The following is a 23,246-nucleotide window of genomic DNA, read 5'->3' on the forward strand; positions in this document are numbered from 1 at the left end:
CGTCGGCAATGTGAGTGGGAACGCTCCCACGGCAGTGGAGGCTAGAGATTACGCCTTTGGTTCGTCAAGTGTCATGGATGTTTCAGTCCGTTATTACCGAATAAAGCCTAAAAGTGGTGATATTTCCGCAGTTCACGGAATGGGCAGGTGAAACAGCGAGCCCACCTCATCACTTCGGGGATTGACAGCGATCCCTCTCGAATCTACGCTCCGGTGGGAGCGCTCCCAAGGAACACGTGTGGCCGTGAACGGCCGTGCCGTGGTTGAGCGCGTCTTCGATCGCCGACGCCCAGGAGCGCACCACCCGTGATCGTCACCGCTGCACCGCCTCCGAGCCTGCGGCCACCCCCCTCGGATCAGGACCTCCGGTCGCTGCTGCTCATCCGGCACTTCGAGCTGGCGCTGCTCCGGCTTTTCGAGCAGGGAGCGGTCAGCGGGACGACGCACACGTGTCTGGGGCAGGAGTACATCCCCGTCGCGCTGACGCCGCTGCTCCGGGACGACGACTTCGTGTTCAGCAACCACCGGGGACACGGGCACTTCCTCGCCCGTCACGCGGAGCCGTACGGGCTGCTCGCGGAGATCATGGGACGTGAGGGCGCGGTGTGCGGCGGGATCGGCGGCAGCCAGCACCTCTACCACCGGCGGTTCCTGTCCACCGGGGTCCAGGGCGAGAGCCTGCCCGTGGCGACCGGCGTGGCGCTGAAGCTCGCCGGCTCCGGAGCGCTCGCCTGCGCCTACATCGGCGACGGCACGTGGGGGGAGGGCGCCGTCTACGAGGCGCTGAACATGGCCCTGCTGTGGCGCCTCCCCCTCCTCGTCGTGGTCGAGCACAACGGCATCGCCCAGTCCACTCCGACGTCCGCGCAGCTCGCCGGGACGATCGGCGCCCGGGCGGCCGCGTTCGGCGTGCGCCATCACCGGGTCACCTCCGCCGACGTCGAGGAGATCCGGGCCGGCCTCGCCCCGCTGGTCCACGCCGTGCGGGCCGAGCCGTCGCCGCTGGTCGTCGAGTTCGTCACGCACCGGATCGGCCCGCACAGCAAGGGCGACGACACCCGCTCACCGGCGGAGATCCAGCGGGCACGCGAGTCCGACTGGTACGCCCGCTACGCCGAGGCCGACCCCGAGCGGTTCGGCCGGATCGACCGGGAGCAACTCGCGCTGGTGCGACAGGTCACCGCCGAGGTCACCGCCCGTCCCCTCGTGGTCCCTCCGCCCGCGTTCCAGGAGCGGCCGTGACGCGGGTCTCCGAGCACCTCAACCAGGCCCTGCACGACCTCATGGAGTTCGATCCGGCCGTGCACCTGCTCGGTGAGGACATCTCCGACCCGTACGGCGGGGCGTTCAAGGTCACCCGGGGGCTGTCCAGCCGGTTCGGCTCCCGCGTCAGGTCCACGCCGCTGAGTGAGGGCGCCATCGCGGGCGTCGGCGCCGGACTGGCGCTCGCCGGGGACAAGGCCATCGTCGAGATCATGTTCTCCGACTTCGTGGCGCTGGCGTTCGACCAGATCACGAACTTCGCCGCCAAGTCCACCACCATGTACGGCAGGCCCGTGCCCGTGCCGCTCATCGTGCGCTGCCCGACCGGCGGCAACCGTGGCTACGGCCCGACGCACAGCCAGAGCCTGCAGAAGCACTTCATCGGGGTGCCCGGCCTCTCGCTGTTCGAGATGACCCCGTTCCACGACGCGGCCGAGCTGTTCGCCCGGATGTTCTCCCTGGACCGGCCGTGCCTGTTCTTCGAGGACAAGGTGCTCTACACCCGGCACATGTACCGCCTGGACGACCTGTTCAGGTTCGAGCTCGCCGGCGACACCGCACGGGTCTTCCTCGACGGTACGGCGGAGCCCGACTGCACACTCATCACGCACGGCGGGCTGGTCCACCGGACGCTGGACGCCATGCGGGCGCTGCTCCTGGAGGACGAGCTGGTCTGCGAGCTGCTGGTCCCCGCCCAGCTCTACCCGGTTCCGCACCTCCCCGACCTGGAGGAGGCGCGGCACGTCTGCGTGATCGACGACGGCACCGAGGGCGGCACGTGGGGCGCCGAGGTCGCGCGTGTGCTCTACCCGCGGCTGTGGTCCGGGCTGCGCCGCCCGATCACCCTGGTCAACTCGGCGGACAGCGTCATCCCCGCCGCTCCTCATCTCGAACGTGACGTGCTGGTGCAGGCCGGCCACATCCAGACCGCCGTACGCGAGGCCCTCTCATGAGCGATTTCCGGGTGCCGAAGCTCAACAACAACGATGCGGCGTACGTCCTCGTGGAGTGGCTGGCCAAGGACGGCGACGCCGTACGGGCCGGGGACCCTCTCGTCACGGTGGAGACCTCCAAGACGGTCGAGGAACTGGCGGCCGAGGAGGCGGGCGTGCTGCGGCGGCTCGTCCGGGAGGGAGCCGAGTGCGCCCCCGGTCAGACCATCGCCCGGCTGTTCGCGCCCGGCGACGAACCGCCCGGCGACGAACCGCCCGGCGGTGATCCTCCCGCGGGCACGGGCGGGGACGACATCGTCATCACCGCGCCCGCGCGGAGGCTGATCGACGAGCTGGGCATCTCACCGGATCGGATCCGCGCGCTCGGCAGGAAGGTCGTCAGGCGCGCGGACCTGGAAGGGCTCGTCGCCGGCCCGGTCGGCGGGGCGACGGGCGAGCAGCCGCCGGATGTACGGGATGAGCACGACACGGGCGAGCTGATCGCGCTGTCCCGGGCGCAGCGGCGGACGGCGGAGGTCGTCGAGCGGTCACGCCGGGAGATCCCGTCGGCGTTCACCCTCATGAACGTCGACGTGACCGACGCGCTGCCGGTCACCCGTGACCTGACCCGGCGGCACCGGGTCCTCGTCGGGGTGCCCGAACTGGTCGTCAAGGCCGTGGGCGGGCTCCTCGACGTCTTCCCGCTCTTCTTCGCGTCGCCGGCCCCCGGCCCGCACGGTCTGCGTGCCCGGCGTGCGGCCGGCGCGGACGTCGGCGTGACGGTCGACGTGGGCAAGGGGCTGTTCATCCCGGTCGTCCGGGACGCGGCCGGCCGCTCCGTCGCCGAGATCGCGCGGGACCTGACCGGCTTCCGCCGTACGGCGCTCGAAGGGAGCTTCCGGGAGCGCGACCTCCGGGGCGGCGCGATCACGCTCACCCTGCACACGTACGACGGCATCGTCATGGCGGCGCCCATCGTCTTCCCCGGCCAGACGTGCGCGCTGGCGCTGACCGCGCCGCGTCCCGAGGTGGTCCAGGAAGGCGACGGCTTCGCCGTACGGAAAATCTGCGGATTGGGACTTTCCTACGACCATCGTTTCATCAACGGACGGGAAGCGGCGGAATTTCTCGGCGCACTCCGGATAGCACTGGAAAACCCCGGACATTTCAATACGTGAGAATTGGACCAGCCTGATGAATTCACCGGCGAGATTTCCATCGGACTTCGTCTGGGGCGCCGCCACCGCCGCGTACCAGATCGAGGGCGCGACCACCGAGGACGGCCGCGGCGTGTCCGTGTGGGACACCTTCAGCGCCGTCCCGGGGAACGTGCGTGACGGCGACACCGGGGAGCCGGGAGCCGACCATTACCACCGTTACGCCGAGGACCTCGACCTCATGTCGGAGCTCGGCCTGCAGAGCTACCGGTTCTCGATCGCCTGGCCCCGGATCCAGCCGTCCGGCTCCGGCGTGCCCAACCAGAAGGGCCTGGACTTCTACCGGCGGCTGGTCGAGGGGCTGGTGGAGCGCGGCATCCGGCCGATGGCCACGCTGTTCCACTGGGACCTCCCTCAGGAACTCCAGGACCGGGGCGGCTGGGAGAACAGGGACACGGCGGAGCGGTTCGCCGACTACGCCGAGATCGTGTTCGGCGCCCTGCACGTCAGGGACTGGGTGACGATCAACGAGCCGAAGACCGTCGTGGACTGCGGTTACCGGGAGGGCATCCATGCTCCCGGGGTGAAGGACGACGCGCGGGCGTTCGTCGCGCTGCACCACCTGCTGCTGGGGCACGGGCTCGCCTCGCGGCGCCTGCACGCCGGGCACCCCGGGCGGCGCATCGGCCCGGCGCTGAACCTGCACCCGTCCTATCCGGCCGATGAGAGCCCGGAGGCGCTCGCCGCCGCGCGCCACCGGGACGGCCTGGAGAACCGCCTGTACCTCGACCCGATCTTCAAGGGGCACTACCCCGAGGACACCATGGCGTGGATCGCGGAGCGCGGCCCGATGCGCGACCACATCCAGGAGGGCGACCTCGCCACGATCAGCGAGCCGATCGACCTGCTGGGCGTGCAGTACTACACGCCGATCTTCGTGAACGGCGAGGGCGAGCGGGTCTTCACGCACCCGAGGGCGCAGGCGGAGTGGCTGGAGATCTATCCCGAAGGCTTCCACGACATCCTGGTCCGCCTCAAGAGGGACTACGGCGGCGTGCCGCTGGTGATCACCGAGAATGGCCTGGCCACCGTGGACGCCCCCGGCCCCGACGGGCGGGTACGCGACACGGAGCGGATCGGCTATCTGCGCGACCACCTGACCGCGATGCACCGTGCGATGGCGGCAGGCGCCCGCGTCGAGGCGTACCACGTGTGGTCGCTGCTGGACAACTACGAGTGGGCCGAGGGCTACAGCCAGCGCTTCGGCATCGTGCACGTCGACTACGAGACCCAGAAGCGCACTCCCAAGGACAGCGCCCTCTGGTACCGGGACGTCATCAAGTCCGGCGAGGTGCGCTGACCCCGGGCCACCCGGTCAGCCTCGGACGAGGCAGAAGGGGTGGCCGGCCGGGTCGGCATAGACTCGCCAGTCCAAGGTCTCGCCCGGGTCCAGGTCGCCCGGGTCCAGCGACGCGGCGCCGAGCGCGACGACCTGCTCGTGCGCTCGGTCGACGTCCGCGACATCGATGTCCAGGTGGAACTGCTGGGGAAAGGCCGGGTCCGGCCAGCGCGGCGGCCGGTACTCGGGCACGCGCTGAAACGCGAGAACCATTCCGGAGCCGGTGTGCAGCGTCGCCCAGTCATCGTCGAGCACCCAGCGGGGATCGGGCCGGTTCACCTCGCCGCCGAGCAGCGAACGATAGAAGCCGGCGAGCGCGAGAGGCTCGGGGCAGTCCAGCACAACGCACTGCAGGTGACCGATCAACGATTCTCCTTCGTCGGTGCGGCGATTTCGTCGGTGAGGCGAGATTAGTTAGTTGACTCTACCGCCAAAAGCAGCTTAATCTTACCCGCTATGGGAGCGCTCCCACCACTCCGGCGTATCACCGGCCATACGTGATGATTGGGCTCGCTTACGCTGATATGACCGTTCCCTGGCGAAAGGACATCCCCCGTGGCCCAGTACGAAATCCTCGGTGGCGGCTACCAGGCCGAGATCAGCCCTCGGGGCGCCGCCCTGCGGGTTCTCCGGCACGACGGCCGCGACCTGGTGACGAGCTGGCCTGAGGATGGGCCGATCCCCTACTACAGCGGCACCCTGCTCGCCCCCTGGCCCAACCGCGTCGCGGGCGCGGCGTACGACTTCGAGGGCGAGCACCACGAGCTCCCGGTCAACGAGCCCGACCGGGGGAACGCCCTGCACGGTTTCGTCGCCGACGTGCCGTGGACCGTGGCCGAGCTGTTCGCCGCCGAGGACGACCACGGCTTCGTCCGGCTCACGCACACCATCGAGCCGACGTCCGGTTACCCGTTCCGCCTGGCTCTCCAGGTGCGCCACGACGTGTCGGCGAGCGGCCTGGTCACCACGGTCACCGCGGAGAACGTCGGCACGAACGCCGCGCCGTACGGCTGCGGCCCGCACCCGTGGCTGCTCGCCGGTCCGGACGTCGAGGCGTACGAACTCGACCTCCCCGCCGGGCAGGTGCTGACGACGGACGAGTTGCTCCGCCCGCGTGCCCTGGAGGACGTCTCGGGCACGCCGTACGACTTCCGGCAGCCGCGCGCGCTCGGCGCCACCGCGATCGACCACGCCTTCACCGGCCTGACCGCGGGCCGGGTCCGGCTGCGCGGGCCGGAGGGCGGGGTGGAGATCTCCTGGGATCCCGCGGTGATGCCCTGGGCGCAGGTCTGCACGGGCACCGGACTCGGCCACCGGGGCGTGGCCGTGGAGCCGATGACCTGCCCGCCGGACGCTTTCAACTCGGGCACCGACCTCGTCGTGCTCAAGCCGGGGGACACGCACGAGGCCAGGTGGACGATAACGGCCTTCTGACCTGACAGCGGGAAACACAAATGGATAGCAAGACGAAGCGGCGGCTGTCCCCCGCCCAGCTCGACGCCCTGGTCCTCGACGCGCTCGGCACGGGGATCGTGTCGGCGCAGGAGCTCCCGGACGGGTTCGCCAACGCCGTGTGGCGCCTCGGCCTGGAGGACGGGCGCCAGGTGGTACTCAAGGTCGGCCCTCCCCCCGACCTTGAGCTCCTGACCTACGAGCGTGATCTGCTGCGGACCGAGGCCATGGTGTACCACCTGGCCTCCGGCTCCGGCGTGCCCCTCCCGGACCTGCTGTACGCGGGCTACGACGATCCCCTCGTCGGCGGCGACTACCTGATCCTGTCGGCTCTCGACGGCGTGCCGTGGAACCGGGCGACGCTCGGCCCCGACCACGAGAACACCCTCAGGTTCGAGCTCGGCCACCACCTCGCCCTGCTGCATACGATCCCGGGCGACGGCGTCTTCGGCTATCCGTACGCGGGCCTGACGGGGCCGAGCTGGCGGGAGGCGTTCCTCGTCATGGTGGGGGCGATCCTCGATGACGCCGTACGGTACGCGACGCCGCTGCCGGCCTCGCTCCTGGAGATCGCCGGCCTCGTCCACTCCAACGCGTACGCGCTGGACCAGGTGACCCGGCCCGCGCTCGTCCACTTCGACATCTGGCCGGGCAACGTGTTCCTGTCCGGCGTGGACGGTGGCGACGATGGTGGCGACGACGGTGGCGCGGGGGGCAGGCCGCGGATCCAGGCGCTCATCGACCACGAGCGGGCCTTCTGGGGCGATCCCCTCGCCGACTTCGTCACACCGACGATCTTCGCGGAACTGCGGGACGACGACCCGCTGCTCGCCGGCTACCGGGAGGCCGGAGGCACCCTGGCGACCGGCCCGGAGGCGCGGATCCGCGACGCCCTCTACCGGACCTACCTCTACCTGATCATGCTGGTGGAGAACGGCCCCCGCCAGTATCCGGAGGAGTCCTACGCGCCTCTCCGCACGCGCACGGCGGACTCCCTCACCCGCGCCCTGAACGTCCTGCGTTGACGTTCTCCGCCGCCATGCGAAACGCCTGTCTCAGCGTGCGCATGGCGGCCGATACTCCAGATCGGGCACGTACTGTCGCGATTCCTCCCGGCTGATCGGGTCTCCGGAGAGTTCACGACGCCGGGCCGGGTGCGCGGCCGGGGCACGCGGGTCGCGGAGCTGGCCGGGACTTCCGGCGTTCATGGTCACGAGTACGTTCATTTCGCCCTCATTACCCACATACGCCGTTTCCACATCAGACGCTTCAGAACACCCCACAGGAGACTCCGGAGGAGATCTCGAATCGATATCGCGGCGAAACCACCGGCGAATGCCCCTCGACGTCATCAACGTGATCTCACTACGTGGACATGACGTCCGTCTTCACTGACCGTGTGCAATAGCCTGGTATGTCGTGAGCGCAATCAATCTCGATTCCTGGCGTGACCTGCCCGCGGCCCAGCAGCCGGACTGGCCCGACCGCGGCGAACTCGACAAGGTCGTGTCCGAGCTTCAGGGGCTGCCGCCGCTGGTGTTCGCCGGAGAGTGCGACCAGCTGAAGGCGAGCCTCGCGGCCGTGGCCCGCGGTGAGGCCTTCGTGCTGCAGGGCGGCGACTGCGCGGAGACCTTCTCCGGCGCCACCGCCGACAACGTACGGAACAAGCTCAAGACGCTGCTGCAGATGGCGATCGTGCTCACGTACGCCGCCAAGATCCCGGTCGTCAAGATCGGCCGCCTGGCGGGGCAGTTCGCCAAGCCGCGCTCCAAGAACACGGAGATCCGCGACGGTCTGGAGCTGCCCGCCTATCGGGGCGACATGGTCAACGGCTTCGACTTCACCGCCGAGGCCCGCACGCCGGATCCGGGCCGCCTGCTGCGCGCCTACCACTCCTCGGCCGTCACGCTGAACCTCGCCCGCGCGTTCGCCAAGGGCGGCTACGCCGACCTGCGCCAGGTGCACGCCTGGAACCAGGACTTCGTGGCCGAGTCCCCTGCCGGACGGCGCTACGAGCAGCTCGCCCGTGAGATCGACCAGGCCCTCGCGTTCATGCGGGCCTGCGGCCCGGAGCCCGACGAGTTCCACACGGTCGACTTCTACTCCTCGCACGAGGCGCTGATCCTCGACTACGACCGCGCGCTCACCAGGGTCGACTCCCGGACCGGCCTGCCGTACGACGTGTCGGCGCACATGGTCTGGATCGGCGAGCGCACCCGGCAGCTCGACGGAGCCCACGTGGAGTTCTTCAGCCGCATCCAGAACCCGATCGGGGTGAAGCTCGGGCCGACGACGACGCCCGAGGAGGCGCTCACGCTGGTCGAGAAGCTCAACCCGGACAACGAGCCCGGGCGGCTCACCTTCATCAGCCGGATGGGCGCGGGCAAGGTCCGCGAGGCCCTGCCGACTCTCGTGGAGAAGGTCACCGCGAGCGGTGCCACAGTGGCGTGGATCTGCGACCCGATGCACGGCAACACCTTCGAGGCGCCGAGCGGCCACAAGACCCGCCACCTGGACGACGTGCTCGACGAGGTGGCCGGATTCTTCGAGGTGCACCGCGCGCTGGGCACGCACCCGGGCGGCATCCACATCGAGTTCACGGGTGACGACGTGACCGAGTGCGTGGGCGGCGGGCACCCGATCGTGGAAGAGGATCTGTCGCTGCGGTACGAGACCGCCTGCGACCCGCGCCTCAACCGCAGCCAGTCGCTCGACCTGGCCTTCCGCGTCGCGGAGCTGTACCGCTCGCAGTCCTGAACCGCGGGCGGTCCTGAACGGCGGGCGCGCGGCTGAAAACGGTCGACACTGAGCCGCCGGTTCCGAGCGCACACTCATGAACCGGCGGCCCTCGGCGGGGCCGTGCGATCAGCCGTGGCAGGCCGGCCAGGGCAGGCCTGCCGTTCGAAGAGCCCGGCCGCGTCGGCGGCCCGGGACGCGCCTACTTCTGCTTCATCTCCGCTTCGATCTCGGCGCGGATGGCGTCCATGTCGAGCCCCCGAAGCTGCTTGATCAGGTCGTCGAGCGCCGGAGCGGGCAGGGCGCCGGGCTGGGCGAACACCACGATGCCGTCCCTGATCGCCATGATCGTGGGAATCGCCGTGATGTCGAACCCCTCGGACAGACCGGGCTGAGCCTCCGTGTCAATCTTGCCGAACGTGATGTCGTCGTGCTGCTCGGACGCCTTCTCGAAGATCGGGGCGAACGTACGGCAGGGGCCGCACCACGACGCCCAGAAGTCCAGCAGCACGATGCCCTTGTCGGCGATCTCGTTGAAGTTCTTCTCGGTTACCTCGATGGTCGCCATCGGCGACTCCTTTCGTCTGCGTCTCAGCGGGCATAACCCCTTGCCCACTGCCCAGCATTCCATCCGTGGCCGGACGGGTACATGACGGCTGGAAGCCTCCTTTTCGGGGACAGGAGACGCCATGACCACGCAAGCCTCGCGCCCGGCGCCCAAGGAGCGGATCCGGACCGGGGCCCGGCTCATCTCCTGGCTGGCCACCACCGACCACAAGGTGATCGGGCATCTCTACCTCATCACGTCTTTCTGCTTCTTCCTGATCGGCGGCCTGTTCGCGATGATCATCCGGGCGGAGCTGGCGGCACCCGGACTGCAGTTCGTGACCAACCAGCAGTACAACGAGTTCTTCACCATGCACGGCACGATCATGCTGCTGCTCTTCGCGACACCGTTGTTCGCCGGTTTCGCCAACGCGATCATGCCGCTGCAGATCGGGGCGCCGGACGTCGCATTTCCCCGCCTGAACGCCGTGGCGTACTGGTTGTTCCTGTTCGGCGGGATCATGGTGCTGGCCGGTTTCGGAACCGCGGGGGGCGCCGCGGCGTACGGATGGACCGGCTACGCCCCGCTGTCGCTCATCCAGTTCAGCCCGTCCCACGGCGTCGATCTGTGGATCATGGGCCTCGCCCTGTCCGGTCTCGGGACGATCCTCGGCGCGGTCAACTTCGTCACCACGATCATCGGGCTGCGCGCGCCCGGCATGGTGATGTTCCGGATGCCGATCTTCACGTGGAACATCCTGCTGACCTCGGTCATGGCGCTCCTGGCGTTCCCGGTGCTGGCGGCGGCCCTGATCGTCTTGGAGATCGACCGGAAGATGGGCAGCCGCGTCTTCCATCCGGAGACCGGCGGAGCGATCCTCTGGCAGCACCTGTTCTGGTTCTTCGGGCATCCCGAGGTCTACATCATCGCCTTGCCGTTCTTCGGGATCATCACCGAGGTCATCCCGGTGTTCAGCCGTAAGCCGCTGTTCGGCTACGTCGGCATGGTGGGCGCGACGATCTCGATCACGCTGCTGTCCATGACAGTGTGGGCGCACCACATGTTCGCCACCGGGCAGGTGCTTCTGCCGTTCTTCTCGTTGATGAGCTTCCTGATCGCGGTGCCGACCGGGATCAAGTTCTTCAACTGGACCGGCACGATGTGGCGCGGCCACCTGAGCTTCGAGACGCCGATGCTCTTCTGCGTCGGCTTCCTGGTGACGTTCCTGCTGGGCGGCCTCACCGGCGTCATCCTCGCCTCACCGCCGCTGGACTTCCACGTCACCGACACCTACTTCGTCGTGGCCCACTTCCATTACACGGTCTTCGGGACCGTGGTCTTCGCGATGTTCGCCGGTTTCTACTTCTGGTGGCCCAAGCTCACCGGGAAGATGCTGGACGACCGGCTCGGAAAGATCCACTTCTGGAGCCTGTTCGTCGGCTTCCAGATGACGTTCCTCGTCCAGCACTGGCTCGGCGTGGACGGCTTCCCACGCCGCTACGCCGACTACGCCGCGTCCGACGGCTTCACCACGCTGAACGTCGTCTCCAGTTGCGGGGCGTTCCTCCTGGGCATCTCGACCCTGCCGTTCCTCTACAACGTCTGGCGTACGGCACGGCACGGGAGACGGGTGCGGGTGGACGACCCATGGGGGTTCGGCAACTCCCTGGAATGGGCCACGTCATGCCCGCCGCCACGTCACAACTTCCTCACCATCCCGCCGATCAGGTCCGAGCGTCCCGTCTTCGACCTGCGCTATCCGCGGGTTCCCGGCACGGAGCACCTGGACCGCGGCAAGCGGGACGTCATCGATCCCGGACGCCCGTGAATGTGGGTATGACTCCTCCATGCCCCCGAGCTTCCTCGACGTCGGCTGGATCACGTGCGCCCACGACGGATGTGCCGGCGCCGCCCATCAGCCGTACGGACGCTGCCTGGCCCACCTGGGCCCCGACGAGTTGGATTCGCGCCTTCGGGCCCTCTCTCCCGGGCAGGGCGTCGACCTGCGCGGCACCCTGGTCGGCGCGGAACTGCTCGACCTCGTGCTCGCCGCGACCTGCCGATCTCTCGGCCGGGCCCGGTTCGACCTGGCGCGCTTCACCTCTCCCGCCCGTTTCGCCGGGGTGGAGTTCCTCGGCGACGCGTCGTTCGCCCGCGCCCGCTTCGACGGCCTCGCGTCGTTCTTCGGGTCCAGGTTCACCGGCAACGTCTCCTTCGCGGAGACCGCGTTCGCCCGCGAGTTGTCGATGCACGGCGCCCGCGTCCACGGCCACGCGTCCTTCGACCGGGTGAGGGTGGGCAGCGACGCGCTCTTCGGCGACGCGTGCCTGTCGTCCGCCTCCTTCGACCAGGCCGATTTCACCGGGTTCACCTCGTTCGACGGCACCCGGTTCCACGGTGAGGCCCGGTTTCGTGGCGCCAGATTCCGAAAGGCCGTCTCCCTGTCCAGGTCGGCCTTCGACGGCGCGGCCGCGTTCGAGGGCGCCCGGTTCGCCGGCGGCGCCTTCCTGTCCCCCTCGTCGGTCGCCGGGCGCCTTGTGCTCGCCGGGGCGCGTACGGACGGCAAGCTGGAGATCGACGCGTCCGGGTGCCTGATCGACCTGCGCAACGCCCAGGTCACGGGGCGCCTGGTGCTGCGGCTGGACGACGCCGACGTGGACCTGCGCGGGCTCGTCTCCCGCGGCCAGGCGAGCGTGGTCCGCCGCGCCGGACGGGTCCGGGTCCTCTCCCTGGAGCGGCTCGACGTCGACCGGCTCTCCCTGACGGGCGTGGATCTGGCCGGATGCCATCTGGCGGGTGTGCCCGACCCCGGGCGGTTGCGGCTGACCGGCTGCGTGTTCGCCACCACCCCGCGCGGGGTCCAGCTCCGGCTGAGCTGGCCGCCCGTGCGGTGGTGGAGCAGGCGGCAACTCCTCGCCGACGAGCACACGCTGCGGTTCGGCCCGACGCGGCGCGCCGTCGATCCCGGACGTCTGAAACATCTGTACGCCGGGCTCAGGGTCGACGACGACCGCACCGCGACCGACTTCGCCTTCGGCGCGATGGAGATGCGGCGGATCACCGCCGCCCGCCCGGCCACCCGGATGGCGCTGGGCGCGTACTGGCTGGTGTCCGGTTACGGACTGCGAACGGGCCGGGCGCTGGCCTGGTTCGTTCTCGTCGCCGCCGTCGCCGCCGGAGGCTTCCTGTGGTCCTCCTCCGCCCCCCAGCATGCCGCGCGCCGCCCGCCAGGACCGGGGACCAGCGTTCCCGCGCAGGAGCCGTCCCCCGGCACCCGCCACGGCTTCCCCGCGACGCGCGGCGGCCGTACCGGTGTCACCGCTCGGGCCGGTGTGCGCGCGAGCCCGCTGCGGGGGCCCGTACGCCGAGACGAGGACGACGGGCGTCCCGGCCGCTCCCCCGCCTGATCCGCCTGATCCGCGGAGGACGTCGAGCGCGCCGGCCGACGACCCCACGCGGGTGCCGCCCCTGGTGCTCGCCCGCTGACCGGCCGAGGGTCGTCCCGGCCCGCCCAACACCCGCCCCGAACCCGGCACCGGCCCTGCCGGATGCCAAGGTGGTCTCGTGACCTCGAGATCGCCTGCGGTGTCGTCAGCCCGACGACAATGCGCACGTCGGGGGCACTGCGGGAGTTCGGGAATACTGAGGGATATATGCACAAGGATCTCCTGCGGCTCGCCCGCGCGGAACCGGCCGTCCGGCGCCATCTGGCCGTCTGCCTGGCCGCCGCGGTCTTCGCCGGCCTGCTCGTGCTCGTACAGGCCGAGCTGCTCGCGGGTGTACTGTCCGGCCGGTTCGCCGTGGCGGTTCTCCTCCCCCTGGTCGTGGTCGTGCTCTTCCGGGGGCTGCTCGGCTGGATCCAGGGCGTCTCGGCCGGCCGTACGGCCACCGGAGTCAAGTCGGTCCTGCGCGCCCGCCTGATGAAGCGTTTCCAGGAGACCGTGTTCACGGGCCCGCGTTCCGGTGAGCTGGTCACCCTCGTCGGCCGTGGACTCGACGCGCTCGACCCCTACCTGGCGGGATACCTGCCCGCCGTCGCGGTCGCGACCGTCGTCCCGGTCGCGGTTCTGGCCCGGCTCTTCGTCGCCGATCTCGCCACCGGCCTGATCGTCCTGTTCACGCTGCCGCTCATCCCGGTCTTCGGGGCGCTGGTGGGATGGACCACCAAGACGGTGACCGAGCGGCAGTGGCGGGCCCTCTCCCGGCTCGGCGGCCACTTCCTCGACGTCGTACGCGGTCTGCCGACGCTGCGGGCCTTCGGCCGGGCGCGGTACCAGTCCTCGGTCATCCGCGACGTGGCCGCCGCGCATCGGGCCGCGACCATGCGGACGCTCCGGGTGGCCTTCCTGTCGTCGCTCGTGCTGGAACTCGTGGCGTCGCTCTCGCTGGCCCTGGTGGCGGTCCCCGTCGGCCTCCGGTTGCTGTCCGGCTCCCTCGACCTCGACACTGCCCTGCTCGTCCTCCTGCTCGCTCCGGAGGCGTACCTGCCGCTGCGTGCCATGGGCACCAAGTTCCACGCGTCGGTCGAGGGCGTGGCCGCCGCGGACGAGGCGTTCGCCCTCCTCGCCCCGCCCGACGAGAAACAGCCTGAAGAGAAACAGCCCGACCAGGCGGCCACCGACCGGACACCGGCCACCCGGCCGGGTGTCTCTCCGGTGCCGGACCACAGTGTGCACACCCCCTCAGCGTCCCGCGCGCCGGAGATCAGGCTGGAGCACGTCACGGTCCGCTATCCCGGCCGCGACCAGCCCGCGCTCGACGACGTGTCGCTCGTCGTCGCGCCCGGCGAGCGGGTCGCGCTGGTCGGGGAGAGCGGCGGCGGGAAGAGCACGCTGCTGCACCTGCTCCTCGGATTCGTCACACCATCCGAGGGCCGGGTGCTGGTCGACGGGGTAGACCTCGCCACCCTCGACCTGGACGAATGGCGACGCAGGCTGGCCTTCGTGCCTCAGCGGCCCCACCTGTTCGCCATGTCCGTCGCGGACAACATCGGGCTCGGCGGCTCCGCCTCGCCCGACCTGATCCGTACGGCCGCCGCCGCGGCGCAGGCGGCCGGGTTCGTGGAGGCGCTGCCGGATGGCTACGAGACGGTGCTCGGCGAGCGCGGCGTGAACCTGTCGGCGGGACAGCGCCAGCGGGTCGCGCTGGCCCGCGCGTTCTGCCGCCCCTCCGCTGAGGTCCTGCTGCTCGACGAGCCCACCGCCCGCCTGGACGGCCGCAGCGAGGCCGCTGTGGTCGAGTCCACCCGCACGCTGGCCGAGGGCCGTACCGCCATCGTGGTGGCGCACCGGCCCGCGATGATCGGCCTGGCCGACCGGGTCGTCCGCATCGGCGGGGGCCGGATCGTCCCGGACCGCCCCCAGGACCACGGGCGGGGTAACGGGCACGACAGCGGACATGATCGCGAAGCCGACGCCCTCGCGGCGGAGAGAGGCGATGCCCGATGAGCGCCCCCCATGGAGCCGGGCTCCGCAGGACGATCCTCGCCCCGGGGATGGCCCGCAGGCTGGTCGTCGCCGCCCTCGCGGGTTCCGCCGCCGACCTCGCCGGGGTCGCGCTGATCGCGTCGGCGGCGTGGCTGATCACGCGGGCCGCCGAGCAGCCGCCGCTGGCCGCGTTGTCGGTCGCGATCGTCGGAGTGCGCGCGTTCGCGACCGGCAAGGGCGTGTTGCGGTACGCGGAGCGGCTCACCGGGCACGACGTGGCGCTGCGGGCGCAGGCGAGCACCCGCGAGCGGCTGTACGAGTCGCTCATCCCCGCAGGGCCGCTCCGCCAGCGGGGCGCCGACCTGCTCAGCCGGATGGTGGACGACACCGAGGCGGTCCAGGATCTGCTGGTCCGCTGCCTGCTTCCCGCCGTCGCCGCTCTGCTCACCGGGGTCGCGGCCATCGTCATCGGGGCGTTCCTGCTGCCCGTGGGCGCGCTGGTGCTCGCCCTCGGGCTGCTGCTCGCCGGCGTGCTGCTCCCGGCCGGTACGGCCGCCGCCGCCCGCCGCTGGTCGGCCAGGATCGCTCCCGCGCGGGCCGAGCTGGCCGCCCGGGTGGCCGACCTGGTCCACGGCGCGGCGGATCTCGCCGCGTACGACGCGAAGGGACAGGCACTTTCGGACGGTATGGCGGCGGAGGGCCGTCTCTCCGCGCTGGAGCGGGGCCAGGCGAGGATCAACGCCGCGGCCCTCGGGCTCGGGGTCCTCATCCAGGGATCGACAGTGGCGGCGGTGGTGCTGATCGCGCAGGCCGCCGGGCTCGGCCAGGTGGCGACCGCCGTGCTCGCGCTGACCGCGCTGGTCTCCTTCGAACCGGTGCTGCCGCTCGCCGCGGCCGGGGAGCGCTTCGCGGGGGTCGGCGCCGCGCTGCGCAGGCTGGCGGAGATCCAGGCGACCCCGGTCGTGGTGGCCGAGCCGGCCAGCCCCGCGCCCCCGCCCGAGGCCCCGGTGACCGTCGAGGTGGAGGACCTGGTCGTCCGGCACGGCGACCGCGAGCCGGCGCTCGACGGGGTCAGGCTGACCCTCACGCCGGGCCGTAGGGTGGCCATCGTCGGGCCGAGCGGCGCGGGGAAGAGCACGCTGCTGTCCGCGCTGATGCGGACCGTGGACATCGAGTCAGGACATATCACGATCAATGGGGTCGACATCCGCTCCTACGCCTCGGACGACGTCCGGGCGGCGATGACCGGGCTGACCCAGGATCCGTACGTGTTCCAGGCGTCGTTCCGCGACAACCTGCGGCTGGCCGGTCCGGAGGCGTCGGACGGCGAGCTCACCCAGGCAGTACGGCGGGCCCGGCTGGACACGTGGGCGGACCGGACGGGGTGGGACACGGTGCTCGGCGAGGACGGCCGCACGGTCTCGGGCGGCCAGCTCCAGCGCCTGGCGCTCGCGCGGGCCCTGCTCTTCGATCCGGCCGTACTGCTGCTCGACGAGCCGGCCGAGGCACTGGACGAGGAGACGGCCGACGCGCTGACCGCCGACCTGCTCGACGCGACGCGGGGCCGGACGACCCTGCTCGTCACCCACCGCCTGCGCGGCCTGGAGCAGGTGGACGAGATCGTGGTCCTGGAGGACGGCCGGGTGGCGCAGCGCGGCACGCACGCGGAGCTGGTCTCGGCCCCCGGGTACTACCGGGATCTGTGGGAGTCGGAGACCCTGACCGCGTCGTCTCGGGCCTCGTCCCGCTGATCTGCCCCCGCATCCTCTGGCCCTCGCCTGAGGGCACCACCCGTCCGGACACCAGTACGGGCGCCCCGTGCGGGGGCGCCCTGTACGGATGCCGTCCCCGGGCGGGGACGGCGGGGGGGTGTCAGCTCGTGCTGCTGTTCTCGGTCAGGGCGATGGTGGCCGTCGAGGGCCGGCCGTTGCGGGTGTAGGTCACGGCGATCTTGTCGCCGGGCTGGTGCCGGCGGATGACGCCCACCAGCGTCTCCGCGTCGCCGACGACCGTGTCGTCGATCTTGGTGATGAGGTCCGCCTCCTTGAGGCCGGCCTTGTCCGCGGGGCTGCCCTTGGTGATCGAGGCGATGACCGCACCGGGCGTGTCGCCGGTCGCGTCCGCGACGCTCACACCGAGGAAGGCGTGCGTCGCTTTGCCGGTCTTGATGAGCTGCTCGGAGACCATCTTGGCGGTGTTGATCGGGATGGCGAAGCCCACGCCGATGTTGCCGACACTGGAGCCCGAGGTGGCGATGGCGGTGTTGATGCCGATCACCTGGCCCGCCGCGTTGACCAACGCGCCGCCGGAGTTGCCGGGGTTGATCGCCGCGTCGGTCTGGATCATGCCGCCGATGGTGACCTGCTGGGCCGGCTGCTGCTGTTGCTCCTGCCCCCAGGGGAAGGGCTGCTGCTGCTGGTCCTGACTGCTTTCGGTGAGCGTGCGGTCCAGCGCGCTCACGATGCCGGATGTCACCGAGCCCTCCAGGCCCAGCGGGCTGCCGATCGCGAGCACGGAGTCGCCGACCTGGAGCTTGTCGCTGTCGCCGAGGCTGGCGGGGGTGAGACCCGAGACGTCGTGGACCTGGATGACCGCGAGGTCGGTCGCCGGGTCGGTGCCCTTGACCGTGGCCGACGCGGTCTTGCCGTCGCTGAACTTCACGGTGACCGACGCGTCCTGTCCGGCCTCCGAGACGACGTGGTTGTTGGTGAGGATCAGCCCGTCGGCCGAGAGGATGACCCCCGACCCCTCACCGCCGCCGGTCCGCGTCTTGACCTTGACCGACACCACCGACGGCTGGATGGCCTTGGCCACCGCCACGATGGTGTTCCCCGAGCTGTTGGACACGGGGAGCACCGGCGAGGAGATGACCGTCCCGCCGTTGTCGAAGCTGTTCGCGACGAAGGCCCCCGCGACCCCGCCGCCCAGTGCCACCGCGGCGAGGGCGAGCCCGGCCACCGCCTTCTGCCCACCGCTCCACGCCCGCTTCACGGGCTGCTGGAACGGGGACGCGGCGAACGCCGCCGTGTCACCCTGCTGCGGCGGGGGGTACTGGCCGTAGGCCCCGTACTGCCCGTGCTGGGGCGGGGTGCTGCCGAACTGGCTCCATCCGTGGCCCGTCGTGTTCTCGTTCTCGGGCGTCCGCTCCTCGGAGCTCATCGTCTTCCCCCTCGTGGCCGCTGCGTCTTCCGGCTCTCCCGCCGGTACACGTCCACGATGCCAAACGCCCTGTAAGGTCACGCTAAGCGATCAGCCACGTTCCCGGACTTCCAGTACTCGTCCCGCAGCAACCGCTTGTAGAGCTTGCCCGTGGGGTGGCGGGGAAGCTCGTCCCTGAAGTCGACGGACTTCGGGCACTTGTAGTGCGCGAGCCGCGATCGGCAGTACTCGATCAGTTCGGCCTCCAGCGCCGGTCCCGCGTCCGCGGGGTCGGCCGCCTCGACGACGGCCTTGACCGCCTCTCCCATCAGCGGATCCGGCACGCCGAAGACCGCCACGTCGGCGACCTTCGGGTGCAGCGCGAGGACGTTCTCCGCTTCCTGCGGATAGATGTTCACGCCGCCGGAGATGATCATGTACGACCGGCGGTCGGTGAGGTAGAGGAAGCCCTCCTCGTCCAGGTAGCCGATGTCGCCCAGCGTGGTCCAGCCCCTGCCCTGCGGATCCTGCACCGAGCGCGTCTTGCCGGGGTCGCCGTGGTACTCGAACCGCGGGCCGTCGGAGAAGTAGATCGTGCCGTGCCTGCCCGCGGGCAGTTCGTTCCCGTCCTCGTCGCAGACGTGCGCGACCCCCAGCAGCGGCCGCCCGACCGTCCCCTTGTGCGTGAGCCAGTCCTCGGAGCCGGCGTAGAGGAAGCAGTTGCCCTCGGTGCCCGCGTAGTACTCGTGGACGATCGGTCCCCACCACTCGATCATCTGCTCCTTGACCGGGATCGGGCACGGAGCGGCGGCGTGGATCGCGCAGGTCAGCGAGGAGATGTCGTAGCGCCCGCGCACCTCGGGGGGCAGGCGCAGCATCTTGATGAACATGGTCGGCACCCACTGCGCGTGCGTGACGCCGTACTCCTCGATGAGCCGCAGGGCCTGCTCGGGATCGAACCGCTCCATCACGACCACGGTCGCCCCGAGGCGCAGGAAGGACATGCAGTACCGCAGCGGAGCGGCGTGATAGAGCGGCGCGGGCGAGAGGTACACGCTGTCCGGGCCGGGAGCGAACAGGAACTGGATCAGTTGGAGCAGCGGACCGGGAGTGTCGAGCGGCGCCTTGGTCAGGACGGGCTTGACCCCCTTGGGCCGCCCGGTCGTTCCGGAGGAGTACAGCATGTCCGAGCCCTGGCACTCGTCCTCGATCGGGGTGGGGGGCCGGCTCGCGACGGCCTCCTCGTACGAGGTGAATCCGGGGGCCACGCCGTCCATCATGAGCCGGATCTCGACCTTGGGCGTGGCCTCCGTGACAGAGGTCGCCACCTCCGCCAGCCGCGCCGACGAGATGAAGACCCTGGCGTCGCAGTTGTCCACGATGTAGGCGACTTCGTCGCTCCCCAGCCGGGAACTGATCGCGGTGTAGTACAGGCCGGACCGGTGCGCGGCCCAGGCCACCACCAGGAACAGCGGATGGTTCTCCAGCATGAAGGCGATCTGGTCGCCCGGCCGCAGACCCGCCGCGCGGAAGAGATGCGCGAGGCGGTTGGACTGCTCGTCCAGCTCTCGATAGGTGACCACGCGGGTGGTGGCCGGTCCGGACTCGGCGGTTCCGGCGGGTTGTGAGCTCGTACCGGCTTCGGGGCTCACGACGATGACAGCGGGCTTGTCGGGGGTGAGGGCGGCGACGGCTCCCGGGTGCATAGAACCGAACATTAATCTGCACGATCGAGCCTGGGAAGTGTCCGCTCACTTCATCGCGAAACCCGCATAAGGATCGCGCAGGGGCGTGGCCCGGCCGGCGAAATCCTCCCTGATCGCCAGCATCTTCGGCCCCGGCGCGTAGAACCGCCCCTTGGTCTCGCCGTACGGCCGCAGCCAGTCGCGGGACACGAGATCGCGAAGGTCGCGTGCCGCCTGACCCTGGCTGAGGGACTCGTCGGACTGGTACATGCTCCTGCGCAGCCGCCGGGAGACGAAGCCCGGTAAAGGGCCGAGACGCAGCGAGGGTGCAGGTTCTCCGCGTCGGCCCGCTCCTCAAGGAGCATCCAGACCTCCCCGGCCTCCGCCAGCCGCCGCTGGACGCGTTGCGCCTGCATATGGTGGCAGCGCAGGACGAACCGCACCCACGGCAGTGTGTCCCCGTGCGGGCCCCAACGTTGACGGCCGACTTCACCCAGGACGTCGTAGTAGTCGTACGTCGTCCGCTGACACCATGGGCGAATCATTCAGTCAAGCAACCGAATGATTCGCCCATTTATGTCCGAGATATCAGCCGGGATCAGAAGGCGGGGATGACCGCGCCCTTGTACTTCTGCTCGATGAACTGCTTCACCTCGGGACTGGTCAGCAGCTTCGACAGCGTGACGATCCGCGGGTCGCTCTCCTGGCCCTCGGCCACCACCAGGCCGTTCGCGTACGGGTTGCCCTCGGCCTTCTCCAGGACCAGCGCGTCGCTCTCGGGGTTCAGGCTCGCCTCCATGGCGTAGTTGCCGTTGATGACCGCGGCGTCGACGTCCTCAAGCGACCGGGGCAGCTGGGCGGCCTCGAGCGGCTGGAACTTGATCGCCTTGGGGTTGCCGGTGACGTCACGCTCGGTCGCGGCGGTGCCGACGCCGTCCTTCAGCGTGATCACGCCGTTGTCGGCCAGCAGCTTGAGCGCCCGGCCGAGGTTGGTCGCGTCGTTCGGCACCGCGACGGTCGCGCCCTGCCCGAGCGACGCCACGTCCTTGACCTTCTTGGAGTAGAGGCCGAGCGGCTCCAGGTGCACGGAGGTGACGTAGCTCAGCTTGGTGCCCTTGGACGCGTTGAAGTCGTCGAGGTACGGCTTGTGCTGGAAGTAGTTGGCCCCGAGCTGGCCGTCCTGGAGCTGCAGGTTCGGCTGCACGTAGTCGCTGAACTCCACGATCTCCAGCTTCAGCCCGGCGGCGGAGGCCAGGTTGTCCGCGACGTACTTCACGATCTCCGCGTGCGGCACCGGGCTCACGCCGATCTTGAGCGGCTCGCTCGCGGCGGCCGTGCCCGAGGCCGACGCCGTGTCGGCCGAGGACGAGGACGAGGACGAGGACGAGCCGCAGGCCGCCAGGCCGAGCGACAGCCCGACGGCGAGCAGGAGCCCGAACATCTTGCGCATGGTGTGACCACTCCTTGTGTGACGAAATCTGGGTGACGAAACGGGACCGCCCCGTCGAGCCGGGCGGCGGGAAGGGGAAAGGGCGTGAAGTCAGCGGTGGGTGAGCCGACGGCTGACGGCGTCGCCGAGGCTCTGAACCGCCTGCACGAGGACGATCAGCACCACGACCGTGACGATCATGAGAGCGGTCTCGAACCGCTGGTATCCGTAGCGGACCGCGAGGTCGCCCAGGCCGCCTCCACCGATCACACCCGCCATCGCCGAGTACGAGATGAGCGTGACGACGGTGACCGTGAGCGCGGCGATCAGGCCCGGCAGCGCCTCGGGCAGCAGGACCTTGCCCACGATCGTGACCCGGCTCGCGCCCATGGCCTGCGCGGCCTGGACGACGTCCCTGCCGACCTCGCGCAGGGCGGTCTCCACCAGTCGCGCGAAGAACGGCACGGCGCCGATCGTGAGCGGGACCGCCGCCGCGCCGGTGCCGATGGTGGTGCCGGTGATCAACCGGGTCACCGGGATGACGGCGATCATCAGCACGATGAACGGCAGCGAACGGCCGACGTTGACCACCAGGCCGAGGATCCGGCGGGCGACCGGAGCGGGGAACAGCCCGCCCCTGTCGGTGCCGACCAGCGCGACGCCGAGGGGCAGCCCGAACAGGACGGTGAACAGCGTGGACCAGACGACCATCCGCGCGGTCTGCCCCGTGGCCTCCCACAGAAGGGGGCTCATGTCCGACCAGGTCATCGGGAAGCCACCTCCACGAGCAGACCGCGGTCGCGCAGGTAGCCGAGCGCCGCGCCGGACTCCTCACCGGTCAGCCGTACGCGGAGCCGTCCGGCCGAGACGCCCGCGACGTCCTCCAGCGCGCCGCCGAGGATGTTCACGTCCACGTCGAACTTCCGTACGACCTGGGAGACGACCGGTTCGTCGGCGCGGCCGGTGTAGGTGCCGGTGAAGGTGATCGTCACGCTGCCCGGCTCCGCGGGCGGCAGCGGGAACAGCTCCTGGGTGAGCCGGGACCCCGGCCTGGCCAGGAGCTCGGGGATCGGCCCCGCCTCCTCGATCCGGCCGTCGCTCATGATGGCCGCGGAGTCGCAGACCGCCTTGATCACGTCCATCTCGTGCGTGATCAGCAGGATCGTCAGCCCGAGCTCGCGGTTGAGCCGCTTGAGCAGGGCCAGGATCGACTGCGTGGTCCCCGGGTCGAGCGCCGAGGTGGCCTCGTCCGACAGCAGCACCGACGGCTCGCCCGCGAGCGCACGGGCGATGCCGACGCGCTGCTTCTGGCCGCCGGAGAGTTGCGCCGGGTACGCCTTCGCCTTTCCGGTCAGGCCCACCAGTTCCAGCAGCTCTACGACCCGCTTGGCCCGCCGGTCGCGGGGCATGCCCATGATCTCCAGTGGAAAGGCCACGTTCCCGGCGACGGTGCGCGAGGACAGCAGGGCGAAGTGTTGGTGGATCATGCCGATGCCCTGCCGCGCCCGGCGCAGCTCCCCCTCGCCCAGGGCGGTCAGCTCCCGCCCGTCGACGGTGACGGCCCCCGCCGTCGGGCGTTCGAGCAGGTTGACGCAGCGCAGCAGGGTGCTCTTCCCGGCGCCGCTCTGCCCGAGCACACCGAAGATCTCACCCTTGCGGACGTGGAGGTCCACGCCGTCGAGGGCCACGACGGAGCCGTAGACCTTGCGCAGACCGGACACTTTGATCACGAGACTTCCCCAGGAACGATGACGACGCCGGCGACGGTGGACGAGCACGACCGGCGGGTCCCCGGAGGGAACGGCAGGTGGCTGAAACGGCGCAGGACGAGGAAGTTCGTGGGGGAATTCATGAACAGGCCTTCGGAGCGAGAAACGATCAAGGAATTGGGGCTCAGGCCGGGCGACAGCCGCACATCATGACGCCCCGCTCCCGCAGGGCCATGGCTCCGTCGCACATCACGTTCACGGTCATCACCAACAGAGGACCAGGGCGGTGAATTCCAATAATTCCCGACAATCAATGTGGTTTATCTCACATCCACACCCTACCTCCTGTGAGCCGGCCCCGCCTTCTCGCCTC

At 70.2% G+C, this 23,246-nt stretch carries 20 protein-coding genes; 11 read left to right on the plus strand and 9 right to left on the minus strand.

The window, feature by feature from the left end:
• Window positions 1-306 precede the first annotated feature (306 nt).
• Genes AB0I59_RS37895 through AB0I59_RS37910 form a run of 4 tightly spaced genes read left to right on the plus strand, consistent with a single transcriptional unit; the run spans window position 307 to window position 4,712 of the window.
• Complete coding sequence (locus AB0I59_RS37895; RefSeq protein WP_358140955.1) at window positions 307-1,242, plus strand: thiamine pyrophosphate-dependent dehydrogenase E1 component subunit alpha; 936 nt, start codon at window positions 307-309, stop codon at window positions 1,240-1,242.
• Window positions 1,239-2,216, plus strand: a complete 978-nt coding sequence (locus AB0I59_RS37900; RefSeq protein WP_358140958.1) for an alpha-ketoacid dehydrogenase subunit beta — start codon at window positions 1,239-1,241, stop codon at window positions 2,214-2,216. The genes AB0I59_RS37895 and AB0I59_RS37900 overlap by 4 nt, the downstream gene beginning before the upstream one ends.
• Complete coding sequence (locus AB0I59_RS37905) at window positions 2,213-3,373, plus strand: 2-oxo acid dehydrogenase subunit E2 (protein WP_358140961.1); 1,161 nt, start codon at window positions 2,213-2,215, stop codon at window positions 3,371-3,373. The genes AB0I59_RS37900 and AB0I59_RS37905 overlap by 4 nt, the downstream gene beginning before the upstream one ends.
• A 16-nt stretch (window positions 3,374-3,389) precedes the next feature.
• Window positions 3,390-4,712, plus strand: a complete 1,323-nt coding sequence (locus AB0I59_RS37910; protein WP_358140964.1) for a GH1 family beta-glucosidase — start codon at window positions 3,390-3,392, stop codon at window positions 4,710-4,712.
• Between the two features lie 15 nt (window positions 4,713-4,727).
• Here the strand turns inward: AB0I59_RS37910 and AB0I59_RS37915 are convergent, their stop codons facing one another.
• The gene (locus AB0I59_RS37915; RefSeq protein ID WP_061260225.1) at window positions 4,728-5,117 is read right to left on the minus strand and encodes a VOC family protein; all 390 of its coding nucleotides are present in this window, start codon (window positions 5,115-5,117) and stop codon (window positions 4,728-4,730) included.
• A 189-nt stretch (window positions 5,118-5,306) separates the two neighbouring features.
• Here AB0I59_RS37915 and AB0I59_RS37920 point away from each other — a divergent pair, with 189 nt between their 5' ends.
• The 3 genes from AB0I59_RS37920 to AB0I59_RS37930 all read left to right on the plus strand — a co-directional run bounded on the left by AB0I59_RS37920 (window position 5,307) and on the right by AB0I59_RS37930 (window position 8,960).
• Window positions 5,307-6,185 (plus strand): aldose 1-epimerase family protein, encoded by an 879-nt coding sequence (locus AB0I59_RS37920; RefSeq protein ID WP_358140970.1) that lies wholly within the window; start codon window positions 5,307-5,309, stop codon window positions 6,183-6,185.
• A 20-nt stretch (window positions 6,186-6,205) separates the two neighbouring features.
• Window positions 6,206-7,228 (plus strand): phosphotransferase family protein, encoded by a 1,023-nt coding sequence (locus tag AB0I59_RS37925; RefSeq protein ID WP_358140973.1) that lies wholly within the window; start codon window positions 6,206-6,208, stop codon window positions 7,226-7,228.
• Between the two features lie 394 nt (window positions 7,229-7,622).
• Window positions 7,623-8,960: a class II 3-deoxy-7-phosphoheptulonate synthase gene (locus tag AB0I59_RS37930; protein WP_228643013.1), complete on the plus strand. Its 1,338-nt coding sequence runs from the start codon at window positions 7,623-7,625 to the stop codon at window positions 8,958-8,960.
• Window positions 8,961-9,141: 181 nt separating this feature from the next.
• Here AB0I59_RS37930 and AB0I59_RS37935 read toward each other — a convergent pair whose 3' ends face one another.
• Window positions 9,142-9,507, minus strand: coding sequence for a thioredoxin family protein (locus AB0I59_RS37935; protein ID WP_061260221.1), 366 nt, complete (start codon window positions 9,505-9,507; stop codon window positions 9,142-9,144).
• A 121-nt stretch (window positions 9,508-9,628) separates the two neighbouring features.
• Here AB0I59_RS37935 and ctaD point away from each other — a divergent pair, with 121 nt between their 5' ends.
• The 4 genes from ctaD (at window position 9,629) to cydC (ending at window position 16,663) form a co-directional block, all read left to right on the plus strand.
• On the plus strand, window positions 9,629-11,314 hold the full coding sequence (ctaD, locus tag AB0I59_RS37940) for an aa3-type cytochrome oxidase subunit I (protein ID WP_061260220.1): 1,686 nt from the start codon (window positions 9,629-9,631) through the stop codon (window positions 11,312-11,314).
• 19 nt (window positions 11,315-11,333) lie between these two features.
• Complete coding sequence (locus tag AB0I59_RS37945; protein ID WP_358140977.1) at window positions 11,334-12,893, plus strand: pentapeptide repeat-containing protein; 1,560 nt, start codon at window positions 11,334-11,336, stop codon at window positions 12,891-12,893.
• A 246-nt stretch (window positions 12,894-13,139) separates the two neighbouring features.
• A complete protein-coding gene (cydD, locus tag AB0I59_RS37950; protein WP_358140980.1) occupies window positions 13,140-14,933 on the plus strand; it encodes a thiol reductant ABC exporter subunit CydD in 1,794 nt (597 codons plus the stop codon).
• Window positions 14,930-16,663, plus strand: coding sequence for a thiol reductant ABC exporter subunit CydC (cydC, locus tag AB0I59_RS37955; protein ID WP_358140983.1), 1,734 nt, complete (start codon window positions 14,930-14,932; stop codon window positions 16,661-16,663). The genes cydD and cydC overlap by 4 nt, the downstream gene beginning before the upstream one ends.
• Before the next feature lie 121 nt (window positions 16,664-16,784).
• Here cydC and AB0I59_RS37960 read toward each other — a convergent pair whose 3' ends face one another.
• The 7 genes from AB0I59_RS37960 to AB0I59_RS37990 all read right to left on the minus strand — a co-directional run bounded on the left by AB0I59_RS37960 (window position 16,785) and on the right by AB0I59_RS37990 (window position 23,016).
• On the minus strand, window positions 16,785-18,071 hold the full coding sequence (locus AB0I59_RS37960) for a S1C family serine protease (protein ID WP_358140986.1): 1,287 nt from the start codon (window positions 18,069-18,071) through the stop codon (window positions 16,785-16,787).
• A gap of 77 nt (window positions 18,072-18,148) precedes the next feature.
• Window positions 18,149-19,756: an acyl-CoA synthetase gene (locus AB0I59_RS37965; protein ID WP_358140989.1), complete on the minus strand. Its 1,608-nt coding sequence runs from the start codon at window positions 19,754-19,756 to the stop codon at window positions 18,149-18,151.
• Window positions 19,757-19,801: 45 nt separating this feature from the next.
• On the minus strand, window positions 19,802-20,005 hold the full coding sequence (locus AB0I59_RS37970; RefSeq protein WP_061260214.1) for a hypothetical protein: 204 nt from the start codon (window positions 20,003-20,005) through the stop codon (window positions 19,802-19,804).
• A gap of 328 nt (window positions 20,006-20,333) precedes the next feature.
• A complete protein-coding gene (locus AB0I59_RS37975) occupies window positions 20,334-21,185 on the minus strand; it encodes a MetQ/NlpA family ABC transporter substrate-binding protein (protein WP_358140992.1) in 852 nt (283 codons plus the stop codon).
• A gap of 90 nt (window positions 21,186-21,275) precedes the next feature.
• On the minus strand, window positions 21,276-21,932 hold the full coding sequence (locus AB0I59_RS37980; protein WP_061260212.1) for a methionine ABC transporter permease: 657 nt from the start codon (window positions 21,930-21,932) through the stop codon (window positions 21,276-21,278).
• The gene (locus tag AB0I59_RS37985) at window positions 21,929-22,894 is read right to left on the minus strand and encodes a methionine ABC transporter ATP-binding protein (RefSeq protein ID WP_358140995.1); all 966 of its coding nucleotides are present in this window, start codon (window positions 22,892-22,894) and stop codon (window positions 21,929-21,931) included. Before AB0I59_RS37985 ends, AB0I59_RS37980 begins: the two co-directional genes overlap by 4 nt.
• A complete protein-coding gene (locus AB0I59_RS37990) occupies window positions 22,891-23,016 on the minus strand; it encodes a hypothetical protein (protein ID WP_358140998.1) in 126 nt (41 codons plus the stop codon). The genes AB0I59_RS37985 and AB0I59_RS37990 overlap by 4 nt, the downstream gene beginning before the upstream one ends.
• Window positions 23,017-23,246: the final 230 nt, after the last annotated feature.

The sequence above is a fragment of the Microtetraspora glauca genome, from assembly GCF_040656155.1.
GTDB classification, from domain to species: Bacteria; Actinomycetota; Actinomycetes; order Streptosporangiales; family Streptosporangiaceae; genus Microtetraspora; species Microtetraspora glauca.

Coding starts and splice junctions, on each gene's coding strand:
- AB0I59_RS37990 (WP_358140998.1), bottom strand. CDS start 23,016: ATGAATTCCCCCACGAACTTCCTCGTCCTGCGCCGTTTCAGCCACCTG.
- AB0I59_RS37935 (WP_061260221.1), bottom strand. CDS start 9,507: ATGGCGACCATCGAGGTAACCGAGAAGAACTTCAACGAGATCGCCGAC.
- AB0I59_RS37925 (WP_358140973.1), top strand. CDS start 6,206: ATGGATAGCAAGACGAAGCGGCGGCTGTCCCCCGCCCAGCTCGACGCC.
- AB0I59_RS37970 (WP_061260214.1), bottom strand. CDS start 20,005: ATGTACCAGTCCGACGAGTCCCTCAGCCAGGGTCAGGCGGCACGCGAC.
- AB0I59_RS37945 (WP_358140977.1), top strand. CDS start 11,334: ATGCCCCCGAGCTTCCTCGACGTCGGCTGGATCACGTGCGCCCACGAC.
- AB0I59_RS37965 (WP_358140989.1), bottom strand. CDS start 19,756: ATGCACCCGGGAGCCGTCGCCGCCCTCACCCCCGACAAGCCCGCTGTC.
- AB0I59_RS37980 (WP_061260212.1), bottom strand. CDS start 21,932: ATGACCTGGTCGGACATGAGCCCCCTTCTGTGGGAGGCCACGGGGCAG.
- AB0I59_RS37910 (WP_358140964.1), top strand. CDS start 3,390: ATGAATTCACCGGCGAGATTTCCATCGGACTTCGTCTGGGGCGCCGCC.
- AB0I59_RS37975 (WP_358140992.1), bottom strand. CDS start 21,185: ATGCGCAAGATGTTCGGGCTCCTGCTCGCCGTCGGGCTGTCGCTCGGC.
- cydD (WP_358140980.1), top strand. CDS start 13,140: ATGCACAAGGATCTCCTGCGGCTCGCCCGCGCGGAACCGGCCGTCCGG.
- AB0I59_RS37960 (WP_358140986.1), bottom strand. CDS start 18,071: ATGAGCTCCGAGGAGCGGACGCCCGAGAACGAGAACACGACGGGCCAC.
- ctaD (WP_061260220.1), top strand. CDS start 9,629: ATGACCACGCAAGCCTCGCGCCCGGCGCCCAAGGAGCGGATCCGGACC.
- cydC (WP_358140983.1), top strand. CDS start 14,930: ATGAGCGCCCCCCATGGAGCCGGGCTCCGCAGGACGATCCTCGCCCCG.
- AB0I59_RS37905 (WP_358140961.1), top strand. CDS start 2,213: ATGAGCGATTTCCGGGTGCCGAAGCTCAACAACAACGATGCGGCGTAC.